This window comes from Oleiphilus sp. HI0117 (assembly GCF_001635235.1).
Genome location: NZ_LWGA01000731.1, coordinates 1 through 21,767 on the forward strand (window position 1 = coordinate 1; position 21,767 = coordinate 21,767).

Genomic DNA, 21,767 nt, shown 5'->3' on the forward strand with positions numbered 1-21,767 from the left:
GAGGGTGTTCAATTAAGTGTTTCGATAGTGAATATTTCAAAGGCGGTCACCAAAGCATTTAATGAAGGGAGTTATAAGTGGTTTGAATTATCGAGAAACCAGAAAATTATCGACACTTCTTTGCAGCACGTGCCTTCGGGCTTTATTAATCGCGATTGCAGCTTAGCCCCTATTTTCATTTTTCTTAATGACCATAAAGCGGAAACCTTGCAGCGAACGGTTGATGTGGTAGAGGCTTACACGGAGACCTTTGAGTCAGATGAGGTGCAAATATTGTTGGCGGCTGGAAATGCAGGTATTGAAGTCGCGACTAACCAGGTGATAGCTGAATCACAGACTTTTATGATGGTTATTGTTTATGTGATTGTCGGAATGATGGTTTTGCTCGCCTACCGCTCTATGCGAGCCGTTGTTTGCATTGTTATGCCTTTGATGATGACTTCCATTCTATGTACGGCCTTGATGGCCTTTTTAGGCATTGGTGTGAAGGTTTCAACCTTACCAATTATTGCTTTGGGTGTGGGCTTAGGTGTCGATTACGGTATCTATATCTACTCTCGTCTAGAGGAGTACCTAACGCAAGGCATGACTTTACAGAGAGCTTATTTCCATACGCTCCACTCAACGGGTAAAGCCGTTGCTTTTACAGGGCTGACCCTGGCTATCGGTACTACAACCTGGATCTTTTCGCCGATCAAATTTCAAGCGGATATGGGGATACTGTTAACCTTCATGTTTCTTTGGAATATGCTTGGCTCAATTACCCTATTACCCATGCTCGCCTATTACTTTGTCAAAGATGGTGAGGAGGATGAGCTTGTTGTGTATCGAGATGACCTGGCCTGAGATAACTCAGAGTCGAGACCGGGTCGACAACTTTGAACTCGTGACCGCAAATGTCAAAAACAGGCAAGTGCTGTCATGGAGAGGCGCCGGCTAATAATGCTAATGTGCCTTTTTTACATCAAGTCTAGCGTGGGCTGATGTTGTGTAAAAAGATTATACAAAACAATCATTACATAAAATAAAAAGGACTCATTATGAAGAAAATAATCGCATTATTACTTATTTCTGCGGGACTCACAGGCTGTGGCGGTGTTGGTAGTCTAGTCAGCAATGACCGTGTAACAGACGCTGACAACGATCAAGTTGTAACCATTGGGGATTCGATTTTCGCTTTATCCGGTAAGATTCAGGATATTCTTGAAGACTATGCTGGAGAAACGTTCCGTCAATATACTATCTCGGGTGCAGAAGTAACGGGCGGTATCTATGCAACTGATATTGCAACGCAATTCGAGATTGCCAAGAACGATAATCCGAATATCCAGACGATCGTTATGGATGCTGCAGGTAACGATATTCTTATCCCTATCATTACTATGTTTGACTGGTACAACTGTAAGACAGAGTGGTATCAGTGGTGGGGTTTAAGCTCTTCTTGTAAAAACCTGATTGACGACTTGTATGTTGATGTCGTTAATTTGTTGAATAATATCGATGCAAATGGTGTTGAAAACGTTATCTTCCTTGGCTACTACTACCCTAAAAATGCACTACTTTGGTTGGATGATGTGGAAGAAGCGGTTGATTATGGCGATATGCGTTTAGCCCAGGCATGTGCGAACTCTACAGCAAATTGTACCTTTATCGACCCTCGCTCAGTAATCAATGACCGCGATATTATTATTGATGGTATCCATCCTGCGACCAGTGGCTCGCAAAAGCTCGCTGACCTTATTTGGCCAGTATTGCAGCCAATGTTATAAAAGAGGATAGGGCCTGCGACCTGATATCGTAGCAGGCTATCTATTGGATATCTTAATTAGGCAACCCACTTGTGAAGCAAGTGGGTTGTTTTCATTTTAAGGAATGATAATCAATGAAGAAATCGATTATTGGGCTGGTAGTGGTAGCTGGTAGTGTTACTGTCTATCAGTTGAGCGTTAACTCGATGGATATAGCAAATACCTCTCTGGAGCCAGAGAGTATCTTAGGAAATTATAGCCTGGAGGTGCCGGTTCAAGCTGTTAACGAAACTGAGTTAGGCGCTTCGGAATACGATGACTTTGATCTTCAGATATTAGCTCAGCTAAGAGCAGACTATAAAGAACATATTGCCGAGTTGAAGGTTCAAGCGAGTCTTTTAACAGTAAAACGTTATATATTGGAAAAGTATCCGGAAAGTGGGGAGGAGCGTTTTACTCGCCTTGTGCTTGCAGCGTTCCCTGAATTTGCCGAGTCTATTTTTCGTGTCATTGAAGGTTTAGAGCGCTACCAAAACTGGGTTTCAGAAGAGTATTTATACCTGGAAGAATTATCTCCTTTAGCAAAAAACGGTATGCTCTGGGAAAAGCGTAGAGAAATTTTTGGCAGTGATGCCGAACTAATTTGGCAAGATGAGAAAGATAACCTTAACCAAAGCAAACTTAGAATGCAGGAAGTTTTTCATCAGCTAGATCAATCAAATGAGACGAGCCTGGATGAAAAGCTATTTCAACTTCGTAGTGCAATTGATGAAAATTTAGCTGGAAGTGTCCAGGACGCAGCCCTTAGTGAAGGGGTAATCTCTCGAGCCTTTTTTAACCTTAGCTCTGTTCAAAAGGGTTTGTCTGAAATGCCTGCTGAAGAGCGACAGATAGAGATAGATAATATTCGGCGCCAGTTAGGTTATTCAGAAGAGCAAATTGAAACACTTGCTGCAAAGGACCAAGAACGTGAGGCGAGATGGCAAACTGGTTACGCCTATATGGCTGAGCGAGCTGAATTGGTGGCGAGCCTTGATGCAGAACAGCTTGATGAGTCTCTTGCCGAGCTTAGGCAAAAATACTTTGAGCATGAAGCTGTTACGATTCAAAGGGAAGAGGAAATGGACTTCTGGCGTTTTAACAGGCCTAGGAAGTTTGGTAATAACTAAGAGTCGCGTATGCCAACACTTCTAGCTAAGGAGAGGAGATACGCTATTCACCTCTGTGGCTGAATAGCGTTAACAAGTGCTTTAAGGGATGTCGATAGAAATCGTTTCAGAGAATTGGCTTTGAATCTCATTGCTATCGACTGTTGCAATACGCAGGTACATTGTTCCTGATTGCACATCGCTGATTATGTAGTTGTAGGTCTCACTACCTGTGCTGTTAATACGAATGCTTTGGTTTAGCTCGGTGTTGTTATAAGCATATTCGATAACATATGCTGAAATTTCACTACTTTCCAGTGCGCTGCCGTCTTCACGTGTGCTTGGCGCAGACCAGCTTAGCTCGAGTGAAGAAGGTAGAGAGTTAACCGAGACCAAGGCTTCTTGTGAGTAAGCTTCACTGCTGGCATTACTGACGACTACAGAATATAAGCCGGTATCTTCGATACCCGCATTGCTGATGCTCAAGTCCTGCGAATTAGCGCCAACTAACTCTTCGCCATTGAATAGCCACTGATATGAGAATGGGCCGTCTCCGCTAGTGCGAACTGTTAAGTCTACACTTTCACCCGCGTTGATCTCTTGTGAATAGGGCTGCTGGGTTATGCTTACCGGTACACTTATAGATAATACGCTTAGGTTTGCACTGAAAGATGTAGCGGAGCCTTGCGTGTTACTAACTGTCACATCATAGCTCCCTGCATCACTTAACTCGACTGAGTTTAGGCTTAAGGTATTGCTATATGCGCCGCTAATATCCGTGCCATTGTGTCGCCATTGGTAAGTCAGAAAGCCTCCACCGCCAGCGTTGACGCTAAATGAAGCGGAGCTTCCTTCGGATACTGTTAATGAAACGGGGTGCGAGTTAATGCTGGGTGCTGCAAGTTGTTCATTGACGGTAACGCTGACAAAGTTTGAATAAACCTGGGAAACATTGTTGCTAATCGATACTCGGTAACTTCCCGTGTCACTTATTGAACTTGGGCTAATCGTTAAAGTGCTATGTGTTGCGCCAGGAATTAAGGAGCCGTTCTTTTGCCATTGATAGCTGATTGGATCTCCGCCAGTCGCTAAGACGCTGAGAGAGATTGTTTCCCCTTCAGTGACGATGCTAGCGCTAGGTTGCTGGGATATGCTGACGGGTAACACGTTTTCTTCCACTGAGACAAGGGCTTCTAGCGAGTGGATAGTTTCCTCACTGTTGGAAATGGTGACACTATATAAACCAGAATCGCTAAGTTGAGCGCTCGTTTTATTGTAGGAGCTTGCTGTCGCGCCCGGGATATTCTCGCCATCCTTCTGCCACTGATAGCTTAAGCTTCCCGCTCCGGATGCGAGAACAAACAAAGAAAAGCTTTGTGATTCACTGGTATGTATGGACTGCGGTTGAGTTTGAATTTGAAGCTCAGCGCTGTCGAGATCTTCTGCAATATTTTGAGCATCATTGGTGATACTGCTCAGTGCGCTAGCATAACTATTTCCGTTGTCAGAGTAGGTGTCCAGGTATGCAGAAAGCTGCTCTGCTAGGTCGCTTGCTGTGTAGAACACGTTCGCTAAGGGAATATGATCAAGCAATTGGTTCGTGCCTATCCACTCTGTATCAAGCGCGTGCTCATAAAGAGAAGCGCTTAGAATTGCTTGCTTTAGAGATTCGTCACTTGCATCCGAGAGCTTTGTTAGGTCAAGTGTTGGGGTAGTTAAGGGGTCGCTCTCTAAGTCAAAACTTTCCATGACCCACTGAGTGGCTGTTACTATGTTTTGCGCATTTAAGCCCTGAGGCAGAGACTGCGCAGTTTTAACAATAAGGTGACTTAAAGGTGAAAGAAACGTTGTGGAGTGGGTTTGCTTGCTTGTTAGACCTAAGAGTTGAAAATAAGCTGGGAGTCTGACTGCTTCACCAAACGAAAGTGTTTGGCCAGATATTTTTTCAATACAGCCTTCTACCAGGTCGCAAAGCATGCGAGTATCAGTATCTACGCTTAGTGAGAGTAGAACGAGCGTGCCATCTTCAAGTTCGTTTAAGTCTAGTGAAAAATAGCCGGATGAGTCGCTGCGTGTTTGTGTGATCAGGCTATTATCTTCGGCTCGGTATGCGCTGATTATGCCGTTGCTGATGACGCCTTTAACAGCACGTCCATCAACATTGTTATCTTGCCGGTCGCTATCAAAAAATTCGCAGCCACTTAAGAACAAACACATTAGCAGTGTACATAGTTTGGAGAGTGCTATTTGACTTGTATCTTTTGCTTTCATAGTTGTACATTCGAAATATTCATTATGGACAGGCATAATTCAACAACTCGCCCCTTCCTATAAAATGACGCAAGAAAGGGCTAAAAACCGCAAATGTATAGTGGTATGCGCGATTTCAACAGTTGGAATAAACGTAAAGAATCTAAAACGGGCTTCTGCGTAATGTGCAGTTATTAATAGAGTAACGCTGCTAATCTCTATATCTTATAGGTATGTATGAGCCAAGATCCTGAAATCCTTATCCGATAGTTAAAATTCTAACTAAAGAATTGTAACTTTGTGTGAAAGTGATATTAACATTACGTAATAGCTTTGTCTTGTCTGTACCAGTAAAAGTAAGACTTAGGGGATTTTATTTACTCGCTTAGAGAGTGCGCGTCGGAGAATTTCTTGCTGGTCTTCGTCTTTACAGCTATATAGCTGCTTGAAATCACTCAATATAGGACCGAAGAAGTCCTTGAAGTGCTGCGAATCCTGATAAACTTTGTATGCTTTCTGTTGAATTGCATCGCTGGACAGTTTCTCGGTATTTGAAATGTTATATAACTGCTCTATTTCCTCTTTGAGAGAGGCGATCAAGGGCAGGTTGGGATTATTTTCTGGGTCCTCAGGTTGCAAATGCTCCCATAAGCTTAGCAATGTCTCCTTTGCTTGGTGGGTGTTGGATAGGTCGGCTTGGGCAGCAATATCCAGACACTCAACAGACTCTTTGAACATGGTTTCGGTTTCTGCCAGTTTAGCGCTGATCTTGTCATTAAAATCATCTGTTTGAACTGAAAGCGTGCGCACTTCATCTGCAACAACGCTAAACCCTCTTCCTGCATCGCCTGCTCGAGCGGCTTCAATCGCGGCATTGAGCGCAAGGAGGTTGGTTTGTGAGTTGATCTTGTTTATATCTTCTAGATGCTCAACTACTTCATGAAAACGTGCATCAATATCGTCAAAGTTCTGGTTTAAAGTAACAGAAGCCGCCTGAATGTTTTCAAATTGCTGAATCAGCTGGGCTAAGGCCTGATTCGAAACTTCTCCAAAGTTGTTGAGGCTTTCTAGTGTGCTGGGCTCAAGGTTTTCATCTAAAGATTTTGATAATGATTTAGCATAGCTGTCTGCCCGTTCGATTGTCTCTGCAGTTTGTGTCGTATCGTCAGAAAGCGAGTGTGTAAGTTTTTCAGTATCCTCTGCAAGCTGGGCGATAAGCGCAATTTTTTCATCCATCATATGGTGGATTTTATCGAATAACTCAATTTGCGCCTGCTTTTCTCTTGCCGCCCGTTTTGCTCGCGGTGTTTGGTCATAGGGCACTAAAGATCGCTCAATGCGTTGCCAAATCATAAAGCCAACGATCATTGTCATGAACACTAAGGGAACGATGACGTAGCTTGGTAGCGGCGGTGCGATGACTAGCCAGCCAGTTGCGAGAACCTGCAGGAAAAGCAGACAAGCGTATTCATATTTCATTGAGTGACCTTTATCACCAGTGTAAGAACCGAGCGCTAAAATGTTTCGAGTGCGAACGACAAGACGAGCCTATTTAGCGAGCAAGTCTGGCCTCAGTGTCACTAGAAGCAATCGTTTTAGCTTGTTTGAATAAGTCTAGTATGCTTACGTATTTCTACAATGTTTGTAGAAAAAATAACGACCGCAATCAGCGGCGTCTTGGCTTATATCGGCCAAGACGGTGAGATCTGGAGTTATTTTGTTTTTAGCTTCCAGTTAACTGTTTGCCCGGCATAAAAAGGAACAATTGGATTGCCATTAGGGAGAATGATTTGCTCCGGGATGGTCCATTCTTCTTTTTGAAGTGTGATAGTACTGGTATTGCGTGGTAGTTGGTAAAAATCTGGGCCGTGATGGCTGGCAAAGCCTTCGAACTTGTCGATCGCTCCAAGGTCCTCAAATACTTGCGCATAAAGCTCTATAGCGCTCCAGGCACTGTAGCAGCCAGCACAGCCGCAAGATGACTCTTTTTTCGCCTTTTCGTGAGGTGCTGAGTCGGTTCCAAGGAAGAATTTGCTTGAGCCACTCTTTACAGCTTCTCTAAGCGCTGTTTGGTGGGTGTTGCGTTTAAGTACAGGTAGGCAGAAGTTATGGGGCCGAATACCGCCTACGAGCAGGTCATTACGATTAAGGAGCAGGTGTTGGGGAGTGATCGTTGCGGCCAGTTTGTCTGAGCCTGCTTGTACAAACTGAGCAGCTTCAGAGGTTGTGATATGCTCAAAAACAACTCTTAGCTCGGTAAATTTTTCGGTGATAGGGGCTAGGTGTTGTTCAATAAAAAACTTTTCCCGATCAAAGATATCAACCTCATGAGAGGTCACTTCACCGTGAATCAGTAATAACATGTCGCAAGCTTGCATTGCCTCAAAAACCGGGTAAAGCTCGTTCAAGGCTGAAACTGCAGCATCGGAATTGGTTGTTGCTCCTGCTGGGTAAAGCTTGGCTGCAATAATGCCCGCTTGCTTGGCGCGAGTAATGTCTTCGGGCTTTGTATCGTTTGTCAGATATAGGGTCATTAAGGGAGTGAAATCGACTCCTTCAGGTATAGCGTTTTCAATTCTGGCTTTATAAGCAAGTGCCATTTCTGTGTTAACAACAGGCGGGACAAGGTTAGGCATCACTATCGCTCGCTTAAAGCACCGAGCGGTTGCCGGGACAGTTTCTGCGAGCATGTCTCCATCTCGAAAGTGAAGGTGCCAGTCATCGGGGGCTTGAATAGTGATTTCTTGCATGGGATATCCTGAATCAAAAATTTAAGCTTATATTATGCCTGAAAATATAGGCTTCAGGAAATTCAGGGTGGGAGGACAAGGTATGGATGACTAACTTGTCTGGAGGGATCTCAGGCGCTTACTTTGCCAACTCTATTTTGCCAAGCAGGCCTGCATGGTCTGAGAGGTAAGCCCGCTGGTATTAGGCATATCTCCGTTTGACTGCTTGGCACGTAAAATTCTCAAACGCTCAATTGTGCGACCTTTCGGGTTAATTGAAATGTGACCGGCGCATTTTTTTATCCGTATTTCCCATCTACACGGGGGCTTGTCCATACGGGAATAAAGGCTAGGCAGAATAATGAAAATGCTATGATCCACAGACCACCGGAAATATTGACCCAAAGCAAGTGACTACCCGGAGCAATGGCTGGTAGAAAAAACCTAATGATGGCAGCCAGAGAAAGAATAAGCAGGGCGGGCCCTAAAGTCTTTGGTAGATGCTTAAGGTTTCGCCCTGTATGGCCCGTTGATACGCGTGCCATCATGCCCATGGTCATAACGCCAATAGCGCCGACAGCAAAAGCATGTATGGACAAATAAGGCGACAGTGAAAGTCTGGTTTCAAATACAAAAATTAAAAAGCCGATGGTAATTGAACCCAGGGTTACGAAGAAACTCCATAGCAAAGGGGATTTCCATATACCTGATGTATACCAGCCGATCATACGTATGGTCGTGATAATGACCATGAGTGCCGCAGCAGTCTGCGCGAGGGTGATATAGTTGGTAAAGAGGGTTGCGATAAAAAACACTAAAAAGACCAGCATACTTGAGATATCGAGAATTCTAGAGTTAAACAAGGTCACTTCGTAGCCTACCCCTCGTTCAATAAAAAGAGGAATAATCCGACGCCCGATGGTCAGGATCAGACCGACAACGATATAGAGGCCTGCGTAGAGGGATGTATGTGCACCTGAATCACTAAAACCAAGTGCTTGAGCATAGAAAAAGGCATTCCCGACTGCAATCAGCACTAGCTTCGAAAGAATCGCCATTTGACGCCATTGTTTGACTTGGATGATCGGCTTGGCAATAGCGTAGCCGAGACAAACGATAAAGATGAGGTCGAAGAATGCAGCGAGTGATAGTACGTTAATCAGCCACATTAGGCGTGCCAGGGCCCACAAAGAAAAGAGGATCATGAGCGGTTTGCCGTGAGGAGTCTGTAGGCCGGTCCAGTTTTTTACTGCGGTTAACAAAAAGCCGGCGATTACTGCCACGGCGTAGCCATAGATCATTTCATGAGCGTGCCATTGAAAAGGGCTGATGCTATTTGAATTAAAAGACCAGGCTTGGTTTAGAAAGAGTAACCATACGGCGATGCTGACTAAAGAAAGGAGGCTAGCACCGGCGAAAAATGCACGAAAGCCAAGGTTGAATAATGCTGGGTGTTGAGAGCTGAGCTCGTGTTTAGGTTGCATTGACGATTCCTATGCCAGCTAGTGAGGATTGTATCACTATGACTATGGTTATTTTGTGTAGGTAGCGGGTTTCATACCGTGCTTAGCTGAAGGCATGTACTAGCCCGCTAGCGAGCTATGGAAAGCTCTGCCTACTAAGTAATCAATCTTTAAGGCTAGAGGGGGGGCAAGGAAGAATCAATACCTAAAAAGTAGCAAATGATCTATTAAGGTACAAGACTCAGAGCCTTTTTATAGTGCGCGGCCAAAGGCCGAGCCTGCCTTAGGATGCTATCAGCACTTTTGCAGGAGGCCCGCCCTTGAGGAGCGGGCTCTGCTTACAGGAAGATTTGTCCTTGATTAGATATTTCTAACAATTAAGCCTTTTTCAAGCGCTTCGTGAGTAAGCTTAAGCTTGGAAAGCTCCGGAACCTCGAGTTCAACTTTATAACCCGAGCCAAGAGCTGACTCAATTTCTCGGCCGTTCTTGCTGTTGAATAGCTGTGCTGCGGTGAAGGAAATATTACCTACCGGTGTTAGCAGCGTGAGCTGATCTCCAGTAGAAAGCTTGTTTTTCGCCTCAAGTTTGATGCGATTTGTGCCAAGGTCACCTTCCAGAACGTCTGCGACGAATAGTTGCTGAGTTGAGGTTGAATTGCCTGTCTCATAGTTTTGGTATTCATCAGGTACATGGCGGCGGTAAAAACCCTCTGTGAAACCTCTATTAGCCATGCCTTCGAGGTCGTCCATCAAGGCCATGTTGAACTCATGGCCGGCGGCGGCATCATTGATCGCTTGTCGGTATACTTGAGCAGTTCTTGCAGCGTAATAGTACGATTTGGTACGGCCTTCAATCTTCAGGGACTCAACACCTATATCCATCAGGCGCTGAACATGCTGAACAGCTCGTAGGTCTTTGGAGTTCATGATGTAGGTGCCGTGCTCATCTTCATAAGCAGGCATGTACTCACCAGGTCTGCCTTTTTCCTGTAGTAGGTATAAAGGGGAAACTTTTTCTAGGACGTCAGAACTTTCCGAAAGTGAAAGTGTTTGAACATTAGGGTCGTAGGTTTCAACTGCTTGGCTTGGAACAATTTCTCCGCCATCAGTCTGTTCTGCTTCGTGAGTCTGGTACTTCCAGCGACAGGAATTTGTGCAAGCGCCCTGGTTTGAGTCTCTATGGGTCATATAACCGGACAATAAACAACGGCCAGAGTAGGCAATACACAAAGCACCGTGAACGAAAACTTCAATTTCCATTTCAGGAACGCGTTGTTTAATTTCCGCAATTTCATCCAAGGATAGTTCCCGCGAAAGAATGACGCGTGTCAGGCCCTGTTGTTGCCAGAATTTCACTGTTGCCCAATTTACCGCGTTTGCTTGAACTGAAAGGTGAACAGGCACATCAGGCCATTTTTCTCGCACCATCATGATAATGCCGGGGTCAGACATAATCAGCGCATCTGGCTTCATAGCAATGACTTGCTCCATGTCGCGAAGGTAACTTTTTACCTTGTCATTGTGCGGGCTAATGTTCGATGCGATATAGAACTGTTTGCCAAGCTTGTGTGCGCGAGCAACGCCCTTAGCAAGGTTTTCAATATGGTTAAATTCGTTTTCTCTGACGCGCAAACTGTACCGTGGTTGGCCAGCATAAACTGCATCTGCGCCATAGGCGAAGGCGTACTCCATATTCTGGAGCGAGCCTGCGGGAGATAATAATTCAGGTTTTTTCATGTGTTCCGATTCGAAATTAAGGCTATTCTTTCTGCGAAATGGCGGATCCTACCTGTAATTGCTCGAACCAGTCCAGGAATTTCCCAACATTTTCACCTTTGAATATTCGGCCGTGCTGGGGAAGAAGCATGTCGATCTCTAATTTTCTGACGCGGTTGATCCAGTCATTTTTGGCTGCATTGGAAGGCATCCAGCGTTGATGGAACATTTTCATTTTCGGGATATGTGCATCAAAATCATCGACGAACATTGGGCTGTCGATAGGCTCAAGAGCCGCACCAACATCGCCAGTGAACAGGATCTTCGCGACAGGGTCATATACATGGTAGTTGCCCGAAGAGTGAAGGTAGTGTGCGGGAATCAGTTGTAAAGACAGGCCCGCCAGATCCAATGTTCGGCCTTCATCCTGTATCGCCTCGTAAGAAATATTGTTCATGCCGAAATGTCGTATGAAGCCTTCCCAAAGCCAAGGGCCATGAAGTTTCGCATCTGGGATAACCTGATCCCAAAGACCCAAAGACGAAATGATGTCTGGGTCCTGGTGAGAAGCAAACAAGTGAGTGATTTGCTCTAAAGGAATGTATTTGACGACAGAGCTTAACATAGGAGCAAAAAGCTCAACACCGCCAGGATCGAGTAAAACAGCTTGTTGATTATTCACGATCATAAACTGATTCGAATCAATAATTTTTTCAGGCTTGTCAGGGTCTCTTCCGAAATAGATCCATTGATGCTTTTCTTGATATATTGCTTGAGATTTCATGTGCGTGCCTAGATTAGTTTATTGTTAGTAGATAAAAACTTTAACGCTTTATCGATATGGTAAAGGATGCGCTTGATCATCTCTTCAACGTTATGCGCCATATCGAGTAAAACAGGGCTATGTTCGCCAGTTCGAGGCGCTTCGATTTTGGAATTAACAGCAATAACGGCGATGCTACGAATATTCTTTTGCATTTCCGTCAGAAGGTCATTTAGTTCGCGGTTAAAGCGTGCAATGCGTTCACGGCTTTGCTGCTCGCGTTGAGGGCGCCCCTGGATGTGTTGTTGGACGATCTGAGGTACTTTGTCCGGTTCCATCACTCTATAGGCTTTTTCAAGCTTCTCTTCAAATAAACTGGTACGCCACTCGCGAACGGCTTTATTGGCGGTTTCAACAGTCATGGTACTCACCAGGTCGGCCAAGGATATGGATTCACGTGAACACTCATCATAAAAGGTTGCCAAAACAGCTAGACCGGCTGCGCTTTCGCCAATACGTTTAGCGAGTACGCGCAAATTTTTGGAAGAAATAGATAAGCTTCGAGTAATCTCCTGAGCATGATAGAGCTCAGCGGCAACCTTTGCTGCAATGACGGTTTGTTGGGTGTTCTCGCTAAGCATTGGCAGTGTCTCCCAAACTCACTTACGTAGCGTATTTAGGGCCAGATTTAAAAAGATAAGACTTAGTTCTATCCGGTATCTGAGGCTCTCGTAAGTGCTTTGTTTTTATTGATTCGTTTAGTTTAGCACTGATCAAAAAAAATGCTGGAATTCACGGGGATATTTTGTGGCTATCGGGCATAAAAAAAGCGGAGGTGGAAGAAACCTCCGCTAGCAGTAAAAATTAACCTAAGAGACTAGAATTTAGCTGCGAGCTGCACCCAAATTTTCGTAGTATCCTCGCCCGAGTCTCCTTTACTGTAATCGGCAAGCTTGATTAGCCCTGTGTAGTTATCAGAAAACTTCTTGGCAACTAGAATGTCAATTTCACTACCTAAATCTGCACTACCTTCATCGGCGTCAAACTGGTGGTAGATTACCGCGATCTTAGGACCGTAGTTTTTGGTTGAAATGCTAAGCGAGGTGTCTACTAAGCCGTCAGTTCCTTTTTCAGCAGCAAACTTGTCAGCCCAACCGTTGAACTTATGCTTGGTTGCAAGAGGTGTCTTAAACATGGCATTACCGTCATCTGAGCCAAGAGTTTCGTAACCCAGCTTAGCGGTAAAGCCTGAAACATTTACACCTGCTTCAAGGTTAAGATAATTCGTTTCATGCTCATTATCATCGTCAGTAGTTTGTTGGGCAAATTCAGCGGTATAAAGGACAGTAAGGTCGTCACTTGCTTTCACTTTACCGTTTGCTCGGATACCGAAAGTGTCATGAATATCTTTCAGGTCCAAGAAGTAAGCGCTTAAGCCCAAGCCGTCAATACTCTTGTTGTTTACGTAGTAAACTTGATGGTCGTTGCCGTCGATATCGCCTCCGGTAAAGGTGTTTACGTTATAAACATTAGAGAATATCAATGTTGTGTCTGGTAGTGCTGTGTTAACTAGGGTAAAAGCATCATAAGTTTGTTCGTTTTGTCTCCAGCCCACGCCGCCTAGCATACGCTGGCCATCTAGGTTGATGCGCTGGCGACCGTAGCGAACGAGCGTATCAGCTGGCGCAGCAAAATCGATATATGCCTGGTTAATTTCAGTATACGTAGCATCGAGCACTACTGCTTCTTCATCTGGATCAGCTCCACTGTCGCTGTAGTTGTCTTCACCGACAACACTGTTGTTATCCATTTCTAGCGTAGTGGATACGCCATTGTATGAAAGCGTCTTGTAGGTTAAACGTGTTTTCACTGTGGATGCTAAAGCTTCACGGTTGGTGAAATCATCTACATATTCAAAACGATAACGTAGCGCAAGGGATGCATCGCCGCCCGCAATCGCGGCAGTAATTGAGTCTGCCTCTTCTGCTGCAAACGTTGGAGCTGCTGCAGAGAGTCCGAGAGCGATCATCGAGATTGATAGACTTAAAGCGTTCTTCATAAGCGATATCCTAATTGATATAAGTTCTAAAAGACTCCTTGCTCTTGTGTCTTAAATTTGCAAGGGATGTGACCTATTTAACGCTTTTGGTTTTGGGGGGGCAATCGGATAAAGGGAGTAAGGGGCTATACCTCCTGATGGGTAAGTCTGGAGGTATAGTGTTTTAAGATGAACTCGAAGTTTTAGTTTAAGTATTTGAAAATCTAAGAGTTATCTCTTTTTTCTCGATCAAGACATGCAGCGAAATCAATGCCTTTTAGCTGGGGTACAAAGTTGCAAGGGCCTTGACGGCTGTCAATTTGTGAGTCGATTATATTATCCCAGGCAGTGCGGCAGGCATTGGTGCTACCTGGTAGGCAGAATAGTAAGGTCTTGTTTGCCATGCCCGCTAGTGCTCTAGACTGGACGGTTGAGGTGCCAATTTGCTCAAGAGATATTTGTCGGAAAAGCTCGCCGAAACCATCGACGACCTTATCAAGCAAAGGGGTAACGGCTTCAGGGGTGCTATCTCGGCTAGTAAAGCCTGTACCACCGGTAATGATAATAACTTGGGTGTCATCACTCGCAATCCATGTCGAGAGCGCAGCGCGAATTTTATATATGTCGTCAATGACAATCTTTTTGTCTGCGAGCTTGTGCCCAGCCGAGTTTAACTTTTCTACCAGAAGTTGGCCTGATGTGTCATTGTCTTCAGTGCGAGTGTCTGAAACCGTTAATACGGCAATGTTTAAAGGGATGGTTTCTTGGCTGACGTTGTGACCCATAGGGATATCTCTCTTGTATAAGCAATGTAGTAATAAAGTTTAAAGATGATGCTTAATCATCATCTAGGAAGTTATGACTGGTGGCATGTTGCACGCGCTGGTTAAAGCGATCAGTCTTGATAGCAAGGAACATGACAGTCATACAGCAAGCGAGCACACCATATAAAACCATGAAGCATGCGCTATGGATGCCGATCCAGTCAACGGCTAGGCCAAAAGCGATAGGGAGTGTGCAGCCGCCTAAGGCGCCAATTGCAGCCACTAAGCCACCAACAAGCCCCATTTGCTGAGGGTAGTATTCATGAATTGTCTTATACACACTTGCTCGCCCAAAGCCCTGGGCTATACCGATAATAAATATCAATGTACTGAAGAACCAGACGTTAATTTCGATAGCCAGTTCTACATCTTGATGCACGCCATGTATGGTCATCGTGGTCGGCGGATAGCACAAGAAGAACAAGCAAACTAAGCATATCCAGAATACTGCCCAGTTAACGGTGCGACCACCATAGCGGTCTGCAAACCAGCCTCCTAATGCTCGAACCATGCCAGAGGTGGCAACAAAGAAAAGCGTAAAGGCCATCGCTTGGCTATAGCTGAGTTTATAAGCGGAAGCATAATACTGTGGGAGCCAGAGGATTAGCGCTAAAAAGCTACCGAAGACAAAGTAGTAATATAGACCGAAGCGCCAAATCTGGATGGATTTAAGTGCTTGTAGGGTGCTAAGTTCGGCTTGAAGTTTTGTCGGGGTATAGGGGCGGGTAGGTGCTATTAGCCAGAACAGAAAAGCCATAATGAGTAAACCAACCCCATAGATAGGACCAATGCTGTCCCAACCCCAGTTCGCAACAATAATTGGGGCAAGTGCAAGGGTAATGGCTGAGCCGGTGTTACCTGCACCAAATATACCCATGGCAGTGCCTTGTCGGTTACTTTCAAACCAGTCGGTGATATAACGAATGCCGATGGTAAAAGATGTGCCACTAATACCGATCCACAAGCCAAGTAATAGGTAGCCTTCCAGAGTCTCGATGTGAGGCAGGATGAATAGTGGCGGTGTGCTAAGAAGCATTTGTAGGGTGAATAGGCTCTTGGGGTTGTAGCGCTCGCTAAGCCAGCCAGCAGGAATACGCCCTAGTGCACCGGTTAGAACCGGGGCCGAAAAGAATAATCCTAACTGTGTTGCGCTTAGGCTTAAGCTGTTTTGAAGTTCAAGCCCCAAAACGGCATAGAGTGTCCATACCGAAAAATTAGCAGCAAATGCTATGGTGGCAATGGTTAAGGCTCTGGCTGCGCCAGGGATCTCAAAATTCATTATGACGCTCTGATCGAAGGCTGTTTAACTCGGTTTATCCTCAAAGGTATTGTTGGTACAGAGGAGCTCGTTTATCTATTAAAGTGATTGATACCTATTAAATCAAAAAAACCTTGTGCATGTTTGTTCTAACCCTTTTGAGTTAGGGGGTATGAGTCGCCTACCTATAAGTGAGTAGGCTTTGTGATGCCTGCTGGCTTTGTGGCAAGGGAGTAAAAAATAAAGTAGGTATATGCGCTGTGCCGGGGCATTCTCAGGCCCTGCCTTACTTGACTCATATCAAGTAGGAAACCCTACACACGAAGCAGAATAGCGTCATACCCCTTTTTTGTATAGGAGGCTTTATGTCCACTGATCTTAAAATAAACCTGTTCGCTTTTGGCGACCCCAAGATTAAAACACTCCACTTTACGTGGTTTGCTTTTTTCTTAACCTTCATGGTTTGGTTTAACCATGCTCCGCTTTTGGTGTTTATGAAAGAAGCGTTTGATATGTCGAGTCAGCAGGTCAAAGCCCTGATGATTCTGAACGTTGCGCTAACAATTCCAGCACGTATCGTCATCGGTATTTTGGTGGATAAACTAGGGCCCAGAAAGGTTTATAGTACTTTACTTGTACTGGCAGGCGTCGTGTGTATAGCATTCGCACTGGCTCAATCTTATGAGCAGCTCGCAATGATGCGCTTTTTAATGGGCTTTGTTGGTGCCGGGTTTGTAATCGGTATCCGCATGGTTGGCGAATGGTTTCCTCATAAGTCTGTCGGTATCGCAGAAGGTATCTACGGTGGTTGGGGTAACTTTGGCTCAGCTGCATCGGCTATGCTATTGCCTACGCTGGCAATGATGTACGGTGGAGAAGATGGCTGGAGATATGCATTAGGTACAACAGGTATTGTTGCTAGTATCTATGGCCTTATTTACTATCAGGTAGTACGTGATACGCCAAAAGGTTCAACCTACTTTAAGCCTAAGAAAGCAGGTGGTTTGGAAGTAACAAGCTGGGGTGACTTTTACCTATACTTGTTCATGAATATTCCAATGTATGCAGCCTTAGCTGTGTTGGCTTGGAAACTATCTCCAACGGGTGTTGCTCTCTTAAGTCAGACTGCTGTTTACGTTATTTGGGCGGGTTTGGTCGCTCTATATGTTTTCCAAACTTACTCTATCTGGAATGTAAATAAAGAAAATCTGACAAACGGTGTCCAAGAGCTTGATAAGTACCACTTTAAGCAAGTTGCGATTCTAGACTGGTCTTACTTCGTTACCTTCGGTTCAGAACTAGCGGTTGTATCAATGTTGCCTCTATTCTTCTTGGAAACTTTTGAAAGTCTTGATCCTGTCAAAGCGGGCCTATTGGCTTCAGGCTTTGCCTTCATGAACTTGGTTGCACGTCCAACTGGCGGTTGGTTCTCTGATCACATTGGTCGTCGTAAAGCTCTAATGTTCTTGATTGGTGGTTTGGCATGTGGCTACTTTGTATTGAGCCAGGTTGATTCATCTTGGTGGATCCCCGCTGCTGTGATTGCAACCATGTGCTGTTCGTTCTTTGTTCAGGCTGGTGAAGGTGCGGTATTTGCGGTAGTTCCACTGATCAAACGTCGTATGACAGGTCAGATTGCAGGTATGGCCGGAGCGTATGGTAACGTCGGTGCAGTAACTTACCTAACTGTTTTGAGCTTTGTAGATTACAGTACTTTCTTCTTGGTGATCGGTTGTTCTGCACTGATTGTATTCTTCATTGCTGCAATGATGGATGAGCCAAAAGGACAGATCTCTGAAGTACTGCCAGATGGCACAGTTCATATGATTGATGTTGGCTAGTTAGAAACTTGCTAGTCTAGAGTGCCTGCTGGTGGCTTATTTCATCGGCGGGCATTTTTGCGTTAAGGTAACGCTATAGCACTAAACTCAGGATTTCTCGATGGCCCAGATTCTTAAGATTGATGCTGCATTTTCAACAGACGCCGGTATAAAACCGATCAATGAAGACTCGGCTGGCGTCAAGGTTCCAGAAGATAGCTATCTGCTTAACAATAAAGGTTGTGCACTCGTCGTTGCCGACGGTGTTTCATCAGCTGAAGCGGGGCGCGAAGCAAGCCATACGGCTGTTGAACGTTTTATTGAGGAATATTTCCAGACGCCTGACACCTGGTCAGTCAGTAAGTGCGGAGAGCAGATTCTATCAACGATTAACCTCAAGCTTTTTCGTAAGAGTCACGAGTTCTCGTCTGATACTAAAGGTTACTTATCTACATTCAGCTCCATCGTCATCAAAGGTCGTACCGCGCACTTTTTTCATGTTGGCGATAGTCGAATATTTTTGCTGAGAGAAGGCGAATTCGCCCAATGTACTACTGATCATGTCGCTTCTTTAGGCGGCGGTAAAACTTTTCTTACTCGCGCCATCGGTATGGATAATCGCTTGCACCTCGATTATGGGCGAATTCCTCTTGAAGCCGGTGATCGCTTATTGCTGTGTAGTGATGGTGTACATGACTTTATCGAGGAAGCGAGAATAATCGAAACGCTGGCGATGGACCAGCCGGCTGAGTTTATCGCGGACAAATTTCTAGATTTGGCACGAGAAGGCGAAACCGATGACAATATCAGTGCCGTTGTGGGTATTGTTGAACAGCTGCCTTTCGAAAACCTTGATGATTATAGTGCGAAACTGACACGCCTACCTTTCCCGCCAGCTTTAGAAAAGGGTATGAAACTGGATGGTTTTGTCGTCCAAAAAGAGTTATTTGCTTCGAGTCGAAGCCAGTTGTATCTAGTAAAAGATGAAGTGTCAGGCGAGCTGTTGGCGATGAAGACGCCCTCACCAAACTTTGAGGAAGATACCGCTTATATTGACCGGTTTATCCAGGAAGAATGGATAGGTATTCGCATACAGCACCCTAATGTGGTCAAGATTATTCGACAAGACCGCAAGCGCAGTTTTCTATATTACCTCATGGAGTATGTCGAGGGAGAGGGCTTAGATAAATGGCTGAGAAAGAACCAGCCACCGAGTCCAAAGCGTGCTATCAATATCGTTAAACAAGTTGCAGAGGGCTTAAAAGCGTTTCATCAAAACGAGGCGGTACATCAAGACTTGAAGCCCGGAAATATTATGGTGACTGAAGAGGGCAAGGCCTTGGTGTTGGACTTCGGGTCAGTATTTGTTGCCGGTTTGTCTGAGTGCGTGAGCCCTATTATTCCTGATGGCGTTTTGGGTACAGCTGGCTACTCAGACCCGCTTTATCTACGCGGACATAACCCCGGGATCCAGGGGGACGTCTACTCGCTAGCAACCATTACCTATGAAATGTTTACAGGCACCTTGCCTTATGGAGATAAAATAGAGCAGTGCAGAAGTGCCTTTGATTATGATCAGTTACGGTACACTGAAGCCAGTTCAAATAACCCGGTGATACCAGAATGGTTTGACGGTGCTTTGAAGAGAGGGACGTCTTTTGATCTTGAAGAACGGTATAGAACGATCGATGACTTTATGAAGGACCTGCTGCAGCCAAACCCTGAGTTTCTGAAAGCGGACCCAGTGGTGCAGAAGAGTGCCAATACTTTAATGTTCTGGAAGCTTCTGTCAGGTTTCTGGTTTGTTACTTTCTTGCTGCTCATTTACCTGTTTAGCCAGAACAGTTGATGTAAATGCTTTGATTTGAGCTTGGATGAAGGCTTGAGTCGAGCTATATTGTCGCTATTACAATAAAAGAAGTGTTAACGACATGAGTACTACTGCCCGCGCTTTTTGGTATCGCTGCCTCAACGAGCCTTCGGCCGATTTCTTTCCTTCCTTGATAGTGACGGTCTTTCTCTCATTAGTTATTATTCTTAATATTCTTGAAGTCGTACTTGGTTCTCTGCCAGGCTTCAGGGAGCAAATGGGCGACTGGGTACTCATTGCTAATATCTGCTTTGTGGTCGTTTTTGCATTTGAGTATCTGTTGCGTTATTGGGTAGCGGCAGAAACACCTCATGCGACTCATATGACTAGCGGGCGAAAGCGTTGGCTATATATTCGTTCGCCGATGGGCCTAATCGATCTTTTCTCTTTCTTGCCTTTACTCCTCTTACTGCTACTGCCGGGCGATGCTTTTGGTGATCTGCGTATTCTTAAGCTGATATCGATGGTAAGGGTGCTTAAGCTAACCCGCTATTCTGCATCATTATTGATGATTGCTCGTGTCTTTCGTGAGAATAAGAACACCTTACTGGCAGCAGGTTTGGTGATGATGATCTTAATGTTTATCGCCGCGACAGGCATTTATATCTTCGAGAAGGTTGAACAGCCTGAAGCCTTTGGCAGTATCCCTGCTTGTTTATGGTGGGCTGTTGTGACACTGACGACCGTTGGCTATGGAGATGTGACGCCTATTACTGTCGGAGGACAGCTTTTTGGTGCGCTGGTCATGGTTTGTGGTGTCGGGATCGCAGCGATGCCCGCTGGTATTTTCGCATCCTCATTTGTCCAGCTTGTTCGAGAGCAGGAGCATGAGCGACGAAGAAAACTGCGTATTCGTCGCGGCCAATTAGAGGTAGTCGCTGGAAAGAATAAAGAGGAAGAGCCTTCTTTGCATTTGAGTATGAGTCAGTCTGAGCAGCGAGAAGTGGCGTATTTAGTGTCTGAATATGGCTTAACACTCGATCAGGCGACGGGTGTTGTGAGTCACTTTCGGCACTAAATGTCTTTGTAAGAGTCAGTGCCAGTTTAGGAAAGTACTAATTTATCGTCATCCAAGGCGTCATGATTCTTATGGAATTGATCCAGTAAGTCTTGGCTGTTCATACCTTCGCGCTGCTTGCCACTGACATCAAGAACAACCTGGCCCTGATGAAGCATCAAGGTTCTATCGCCAACGCTTAAGGCCTGATTCATGCTGTGTGTAACCATTAAGGCAGTTAGTTTTTCGCTACGAATAATCTCTTCGCTTAAGTTAAGGATAAATTTGGCTGTTTTCGGGTCCAGGGCAGCAGTATGTTCGTCAAGCAGTAGTAATTTTGAAGGTTGAAGCGCTGCCATTAGGAGGCTGACCGCTTGTCGTTGACCGCCTGACAACAGTCCAATTTTATCTTCTAAACGATATTCCAGGCCAAGCTCCAGGCTCTTCAACTTATTAATAAAGCTTTGTTTGAACTCTCTTCGAGCGGCTCGCTGTAACCCCCTTCGTGAGGTGCGTGCCTGCGCTAGTGCAAGGTTTTCCTCAATCGTCAGGTCTTCACAGGTGCCAGTTAAGGGGTCTTGGAAGACTCGCGCTATCCATCGGGCTCTTTTATGTACAGGAAGCTTAGTGATGTCTTGATCATCTAAGTGAATTTGTCCTGTTTGAACAGCGACTTCACCAGACAGGGCGTTCAGTAAGGTTGATTTACCTGCACCGTTGCTGCCAATAACTGTAATGAATTGATGCTTAGGAATAGTCAGGTCGATTCCCTTTAATACATGGTTTTCTAAGGGGCTGCCGAGATTAAAACTAACATCTACCTTGCTCATTGAGATCATTGGCCGAACCTCGTGCGTGCTTTAATGGCGCTTTTGATATTTGGGGCAACAATTGCGAGCGTTACCAAAATAGCCGTGATCAAATTGAGATCTTGAGCTTTAAGGCCTAATAATTCACCGTTAAGTGCCACGGCAATAACCAGGCGATAGAGTAGTGAGCCAATCAGGCAGGCAAGGATCCAGCGAAACAGGTTCTTCGGGCTAATCAAGGCTTCGCCGCCTATCACAGAAGCAAGGCCGATAATAATGATGCCGACCCCCATAGTTACATCAGCGCTACCCTGACTTTGAGCAAATAAAGCGC

At 45.1% G+C, this 21,767-nt stretch carries 17 protein-coding genes and 1 pseudogene; 6 read left to right on the forward strand and 12 right to left on the reverse strand.

What is annotated here, in order from left to right; all coding sequences use genetic code 11:
- The 3 genes from A3757_RS11075 to A3757_RS11085 form a co-directional block, all read left to right on the forward strand.
- On the forward strand, positions 1-846 hold an 846-nt coding region (locus A3757_RS11075; RefSeq protein ID WP_156506282.1), incomplete at its 5' end, for an RND family transporter.
- A gap of 194 nt (positions 847-1,040) precedes the next feature.
- On the forward strand, positions 1,041-1,769 hold the full coding sequence (locus A3757_RS11080; protein WP_068516756.1) for an SGNH/GDSL hydrolase family protein: 729 nt from the start codon (positions 1,041-1,043) through the stop codon (positions 1,767-1,769).
- 113 nt (positions 1,770-1,882) lie between these two features.
- Positions 1,883-2,917 (forward strand): hypothetical protein, encoded by a 1,035-nt coding sequence (locus A3757_RS11085; protein ID WP_068516759.1) that lies wholly within the window; start codon positions 1,883-1,885, stop codon positions 2,915-2,917.
- An 81-nt stretch (positions 2,918-2,998) separates the two neighbouring features.
- On the opposite strand, the gene A3757_RS11090 is transcribed toward A3757_RS11085, so the two are convergent.
- The 10 genes from A3757_RS11090 to A3757_RS11135 form a co-directional block, all read right to left on the reverse strand.
- Positions 2,999-5,167 carry an immunoglobulin domain-containing protein gene (locus A3757_RS11090; RefSeq protein ID WP_197470008.1) on the reverse strand — a complete coding sequence of 723 codons (2,169 nt, stop codon included), beginning with the start codon at positions 5,165-5,167 and terminating at the stop codon, positions 2,999-3,001.
- A gap of 342 nt (positions 5,168-5,509) precedes the next feature.
- Positions 5,510-6,625, reverse strand: a complete 1,116-nt coding sequence (locus A3757_RS11095) for a methyl-accepting chemotaxis protein (RefSeq protein WP_068516764.1) — start codon at positions 6,623-6,625, stop codon at positions 5,510-5,512.
- 233 nt (positions 6,626-6,858) lie between these two features.
- On the reverse strand, positions 6,859-7,896 hold the full coding sequence (gene pyrC / locus A3757_RS11100; RefSeq protein WP_068516767.1) for a dihydroorotase: 1,038 nt from the start codon (positions 7,894-7,896) through the stop codon (positions 6,859-6,861).
- A gap of 278 nt (positions 7,897-8,174) precedes the next feature.
- Positions 8,175-9,359, reverse strand: coding sequence for an NnrS family protein (locus A3757_RS11105; protein ID WP_068516770.1), 1,185 nt, complete (start codon positions 9,357-9,359; stop codon positions 8,175-8,177).
- A gap of 339 nt (positions 9,360-9,698) precedes the next feature.
- Positions 9,699-11,075, reverse strand: a complete 1,377-nt coding sequence (yegQ, locus tag A3757_RS11110) for a tRNA 5-hydroxyuridine modification protein YegQ (protein WP_068516773.1) — start codon at positions 11,073-11,075, stop codon at positions 9,699-9,701.
- A 22-nt stretch (positions 11,076-11,097) separates the two neighbouring features.
- Positions 11,098-11,838 (reverse strand): MBL fold metallo-hydrolase, encoded by a 741-nt coding sequence (locus tag A3757_RS11115; protein WP_068516776.1) that lies wholly within the window; start codon positions 11,836-11,838, stop codon positions 11,098-11,100.
- An 8-nt stretch (positions 11,839-11,846) separates the two neighbouring features.
- Positions 11,847-12,458 carry a hypothetical protein gene (locus A3757_RS11120; RefSeq protein ID WP_068516779.1) on the reverse strand — a complete coding sequence of 204 codons (612 nt, stop codon included), beginning with the start codon at positions 12,456-12,458 and terminating at the stop codon, positions 11,847-11,849.
- 236 nt (positions 12,459-12,694) lie between these two features.
- Entirely contained in the window at positions 12,695-13,876 is a 1,182-nt protein-coding gene (locus tag A3757_RS11125) for an alginate export family protein (protein WP_068516782.1), read from the reverse strand.
- A gap of 203 nt (positions 13,877-14,079) precedes the next feature.
- Complete coding sequence (gene moaB, locus A3757_RS11130) at positions 14,080-14,640, reverse strand: molybdenum cofactor biosynthesis protein B (RefSeq protein ID WP_068516783.1); 561 nt, start codon at positions 14,638-14,640, stop codon at positions 14,080-14,082.
- Positions 14,641-14,692: 52 nt separating this feature from the next.
- Complete coding sequence (locus tag A3757_RS11135; RefSeq protein ID WP_068516785.1) at positions 14,693-15,958, reverse strand: nitrate/nitrite transporter; 1,266 nt, start codon at positions 15,956-15,958, stop codon at positions 14,693-14,695.
- Between the two features lie 344 nt (positions 15,959-16,302).
- Here A3757_RS11135 and A3757_RS11140 point away from each other — a divergent pair, with 344 nt between their 5' ends.
- The 3 genes from A3757_RS11140 (at position 16,303) to A3757_RS11150 (ending at position 20,645) form a co-directional block, all read left to right on the forward strand.
- Positions 16,303-17,778 (forward strand): NarK family nitrate/nitrite MFS transporter, encoded by a 1,476-nt coding sequence (locus tag A3757_RS11140; protein WP_068516787.1) that lies wholly within the window; start codon positions 16,303-16,305, stop codon positions 17,776-17,778.
- 100 nt (positions 17,779-17,878) lie between these two features.
- Positions 17,879-19,606: a bifunctional protein-serine/threonine kinase/phosphatase gene (locus tag A3757_RS11145; RefSeq protein ID WP_068516789.1), complete on the forward strand. Its 1,728-nt coding sequence runs from the start codon at positions 17,879-17,881 to the stop codon at positions 19,604-19,606.
- 82 nt (positions 19,607-19,688) lie between these two features.
- Positions 19,689-20,645: an ion transporter gene (locus tag A3757_RS11150; protein ID WP_068516791.1), complete on the forward strand. Its 957-nt coding sequence runs from the start codon at positions 19,689-19,691 to the stop codon at positions 20,643-20,645.
- 26 nt (positions 20,646-20,671) lie between these two features.
- Here the strand turns inward: A3757_RS11150 and A3757_RS11155 are convergent, their stop codons facing one another.
- Together A3757_RS11155 and A3757_RS26725 are read right to left on the reverse strand one after the other, a co-directional pair.
- Positions 20,672-21,463 (reverse strand): ABC transporter ATP-binding protein, encoded by a 792-nt coding sequence (locus A3757_RS11155; RefSeq protein WP_068553467.1) that lies wholly within the window; start codon positions 21,461-21,463, stop codon positions 20,672-20,674.
- Positions 21,460-21,767 (reverse strand): annotated as a pseudogene (locus A3757_RS26725) (ABC transporter permease); the annotation flags it as partial. The pseudogene A3757_RS26725 and the gene A3757_RS11155, both read right to left, overlap by 4 nt.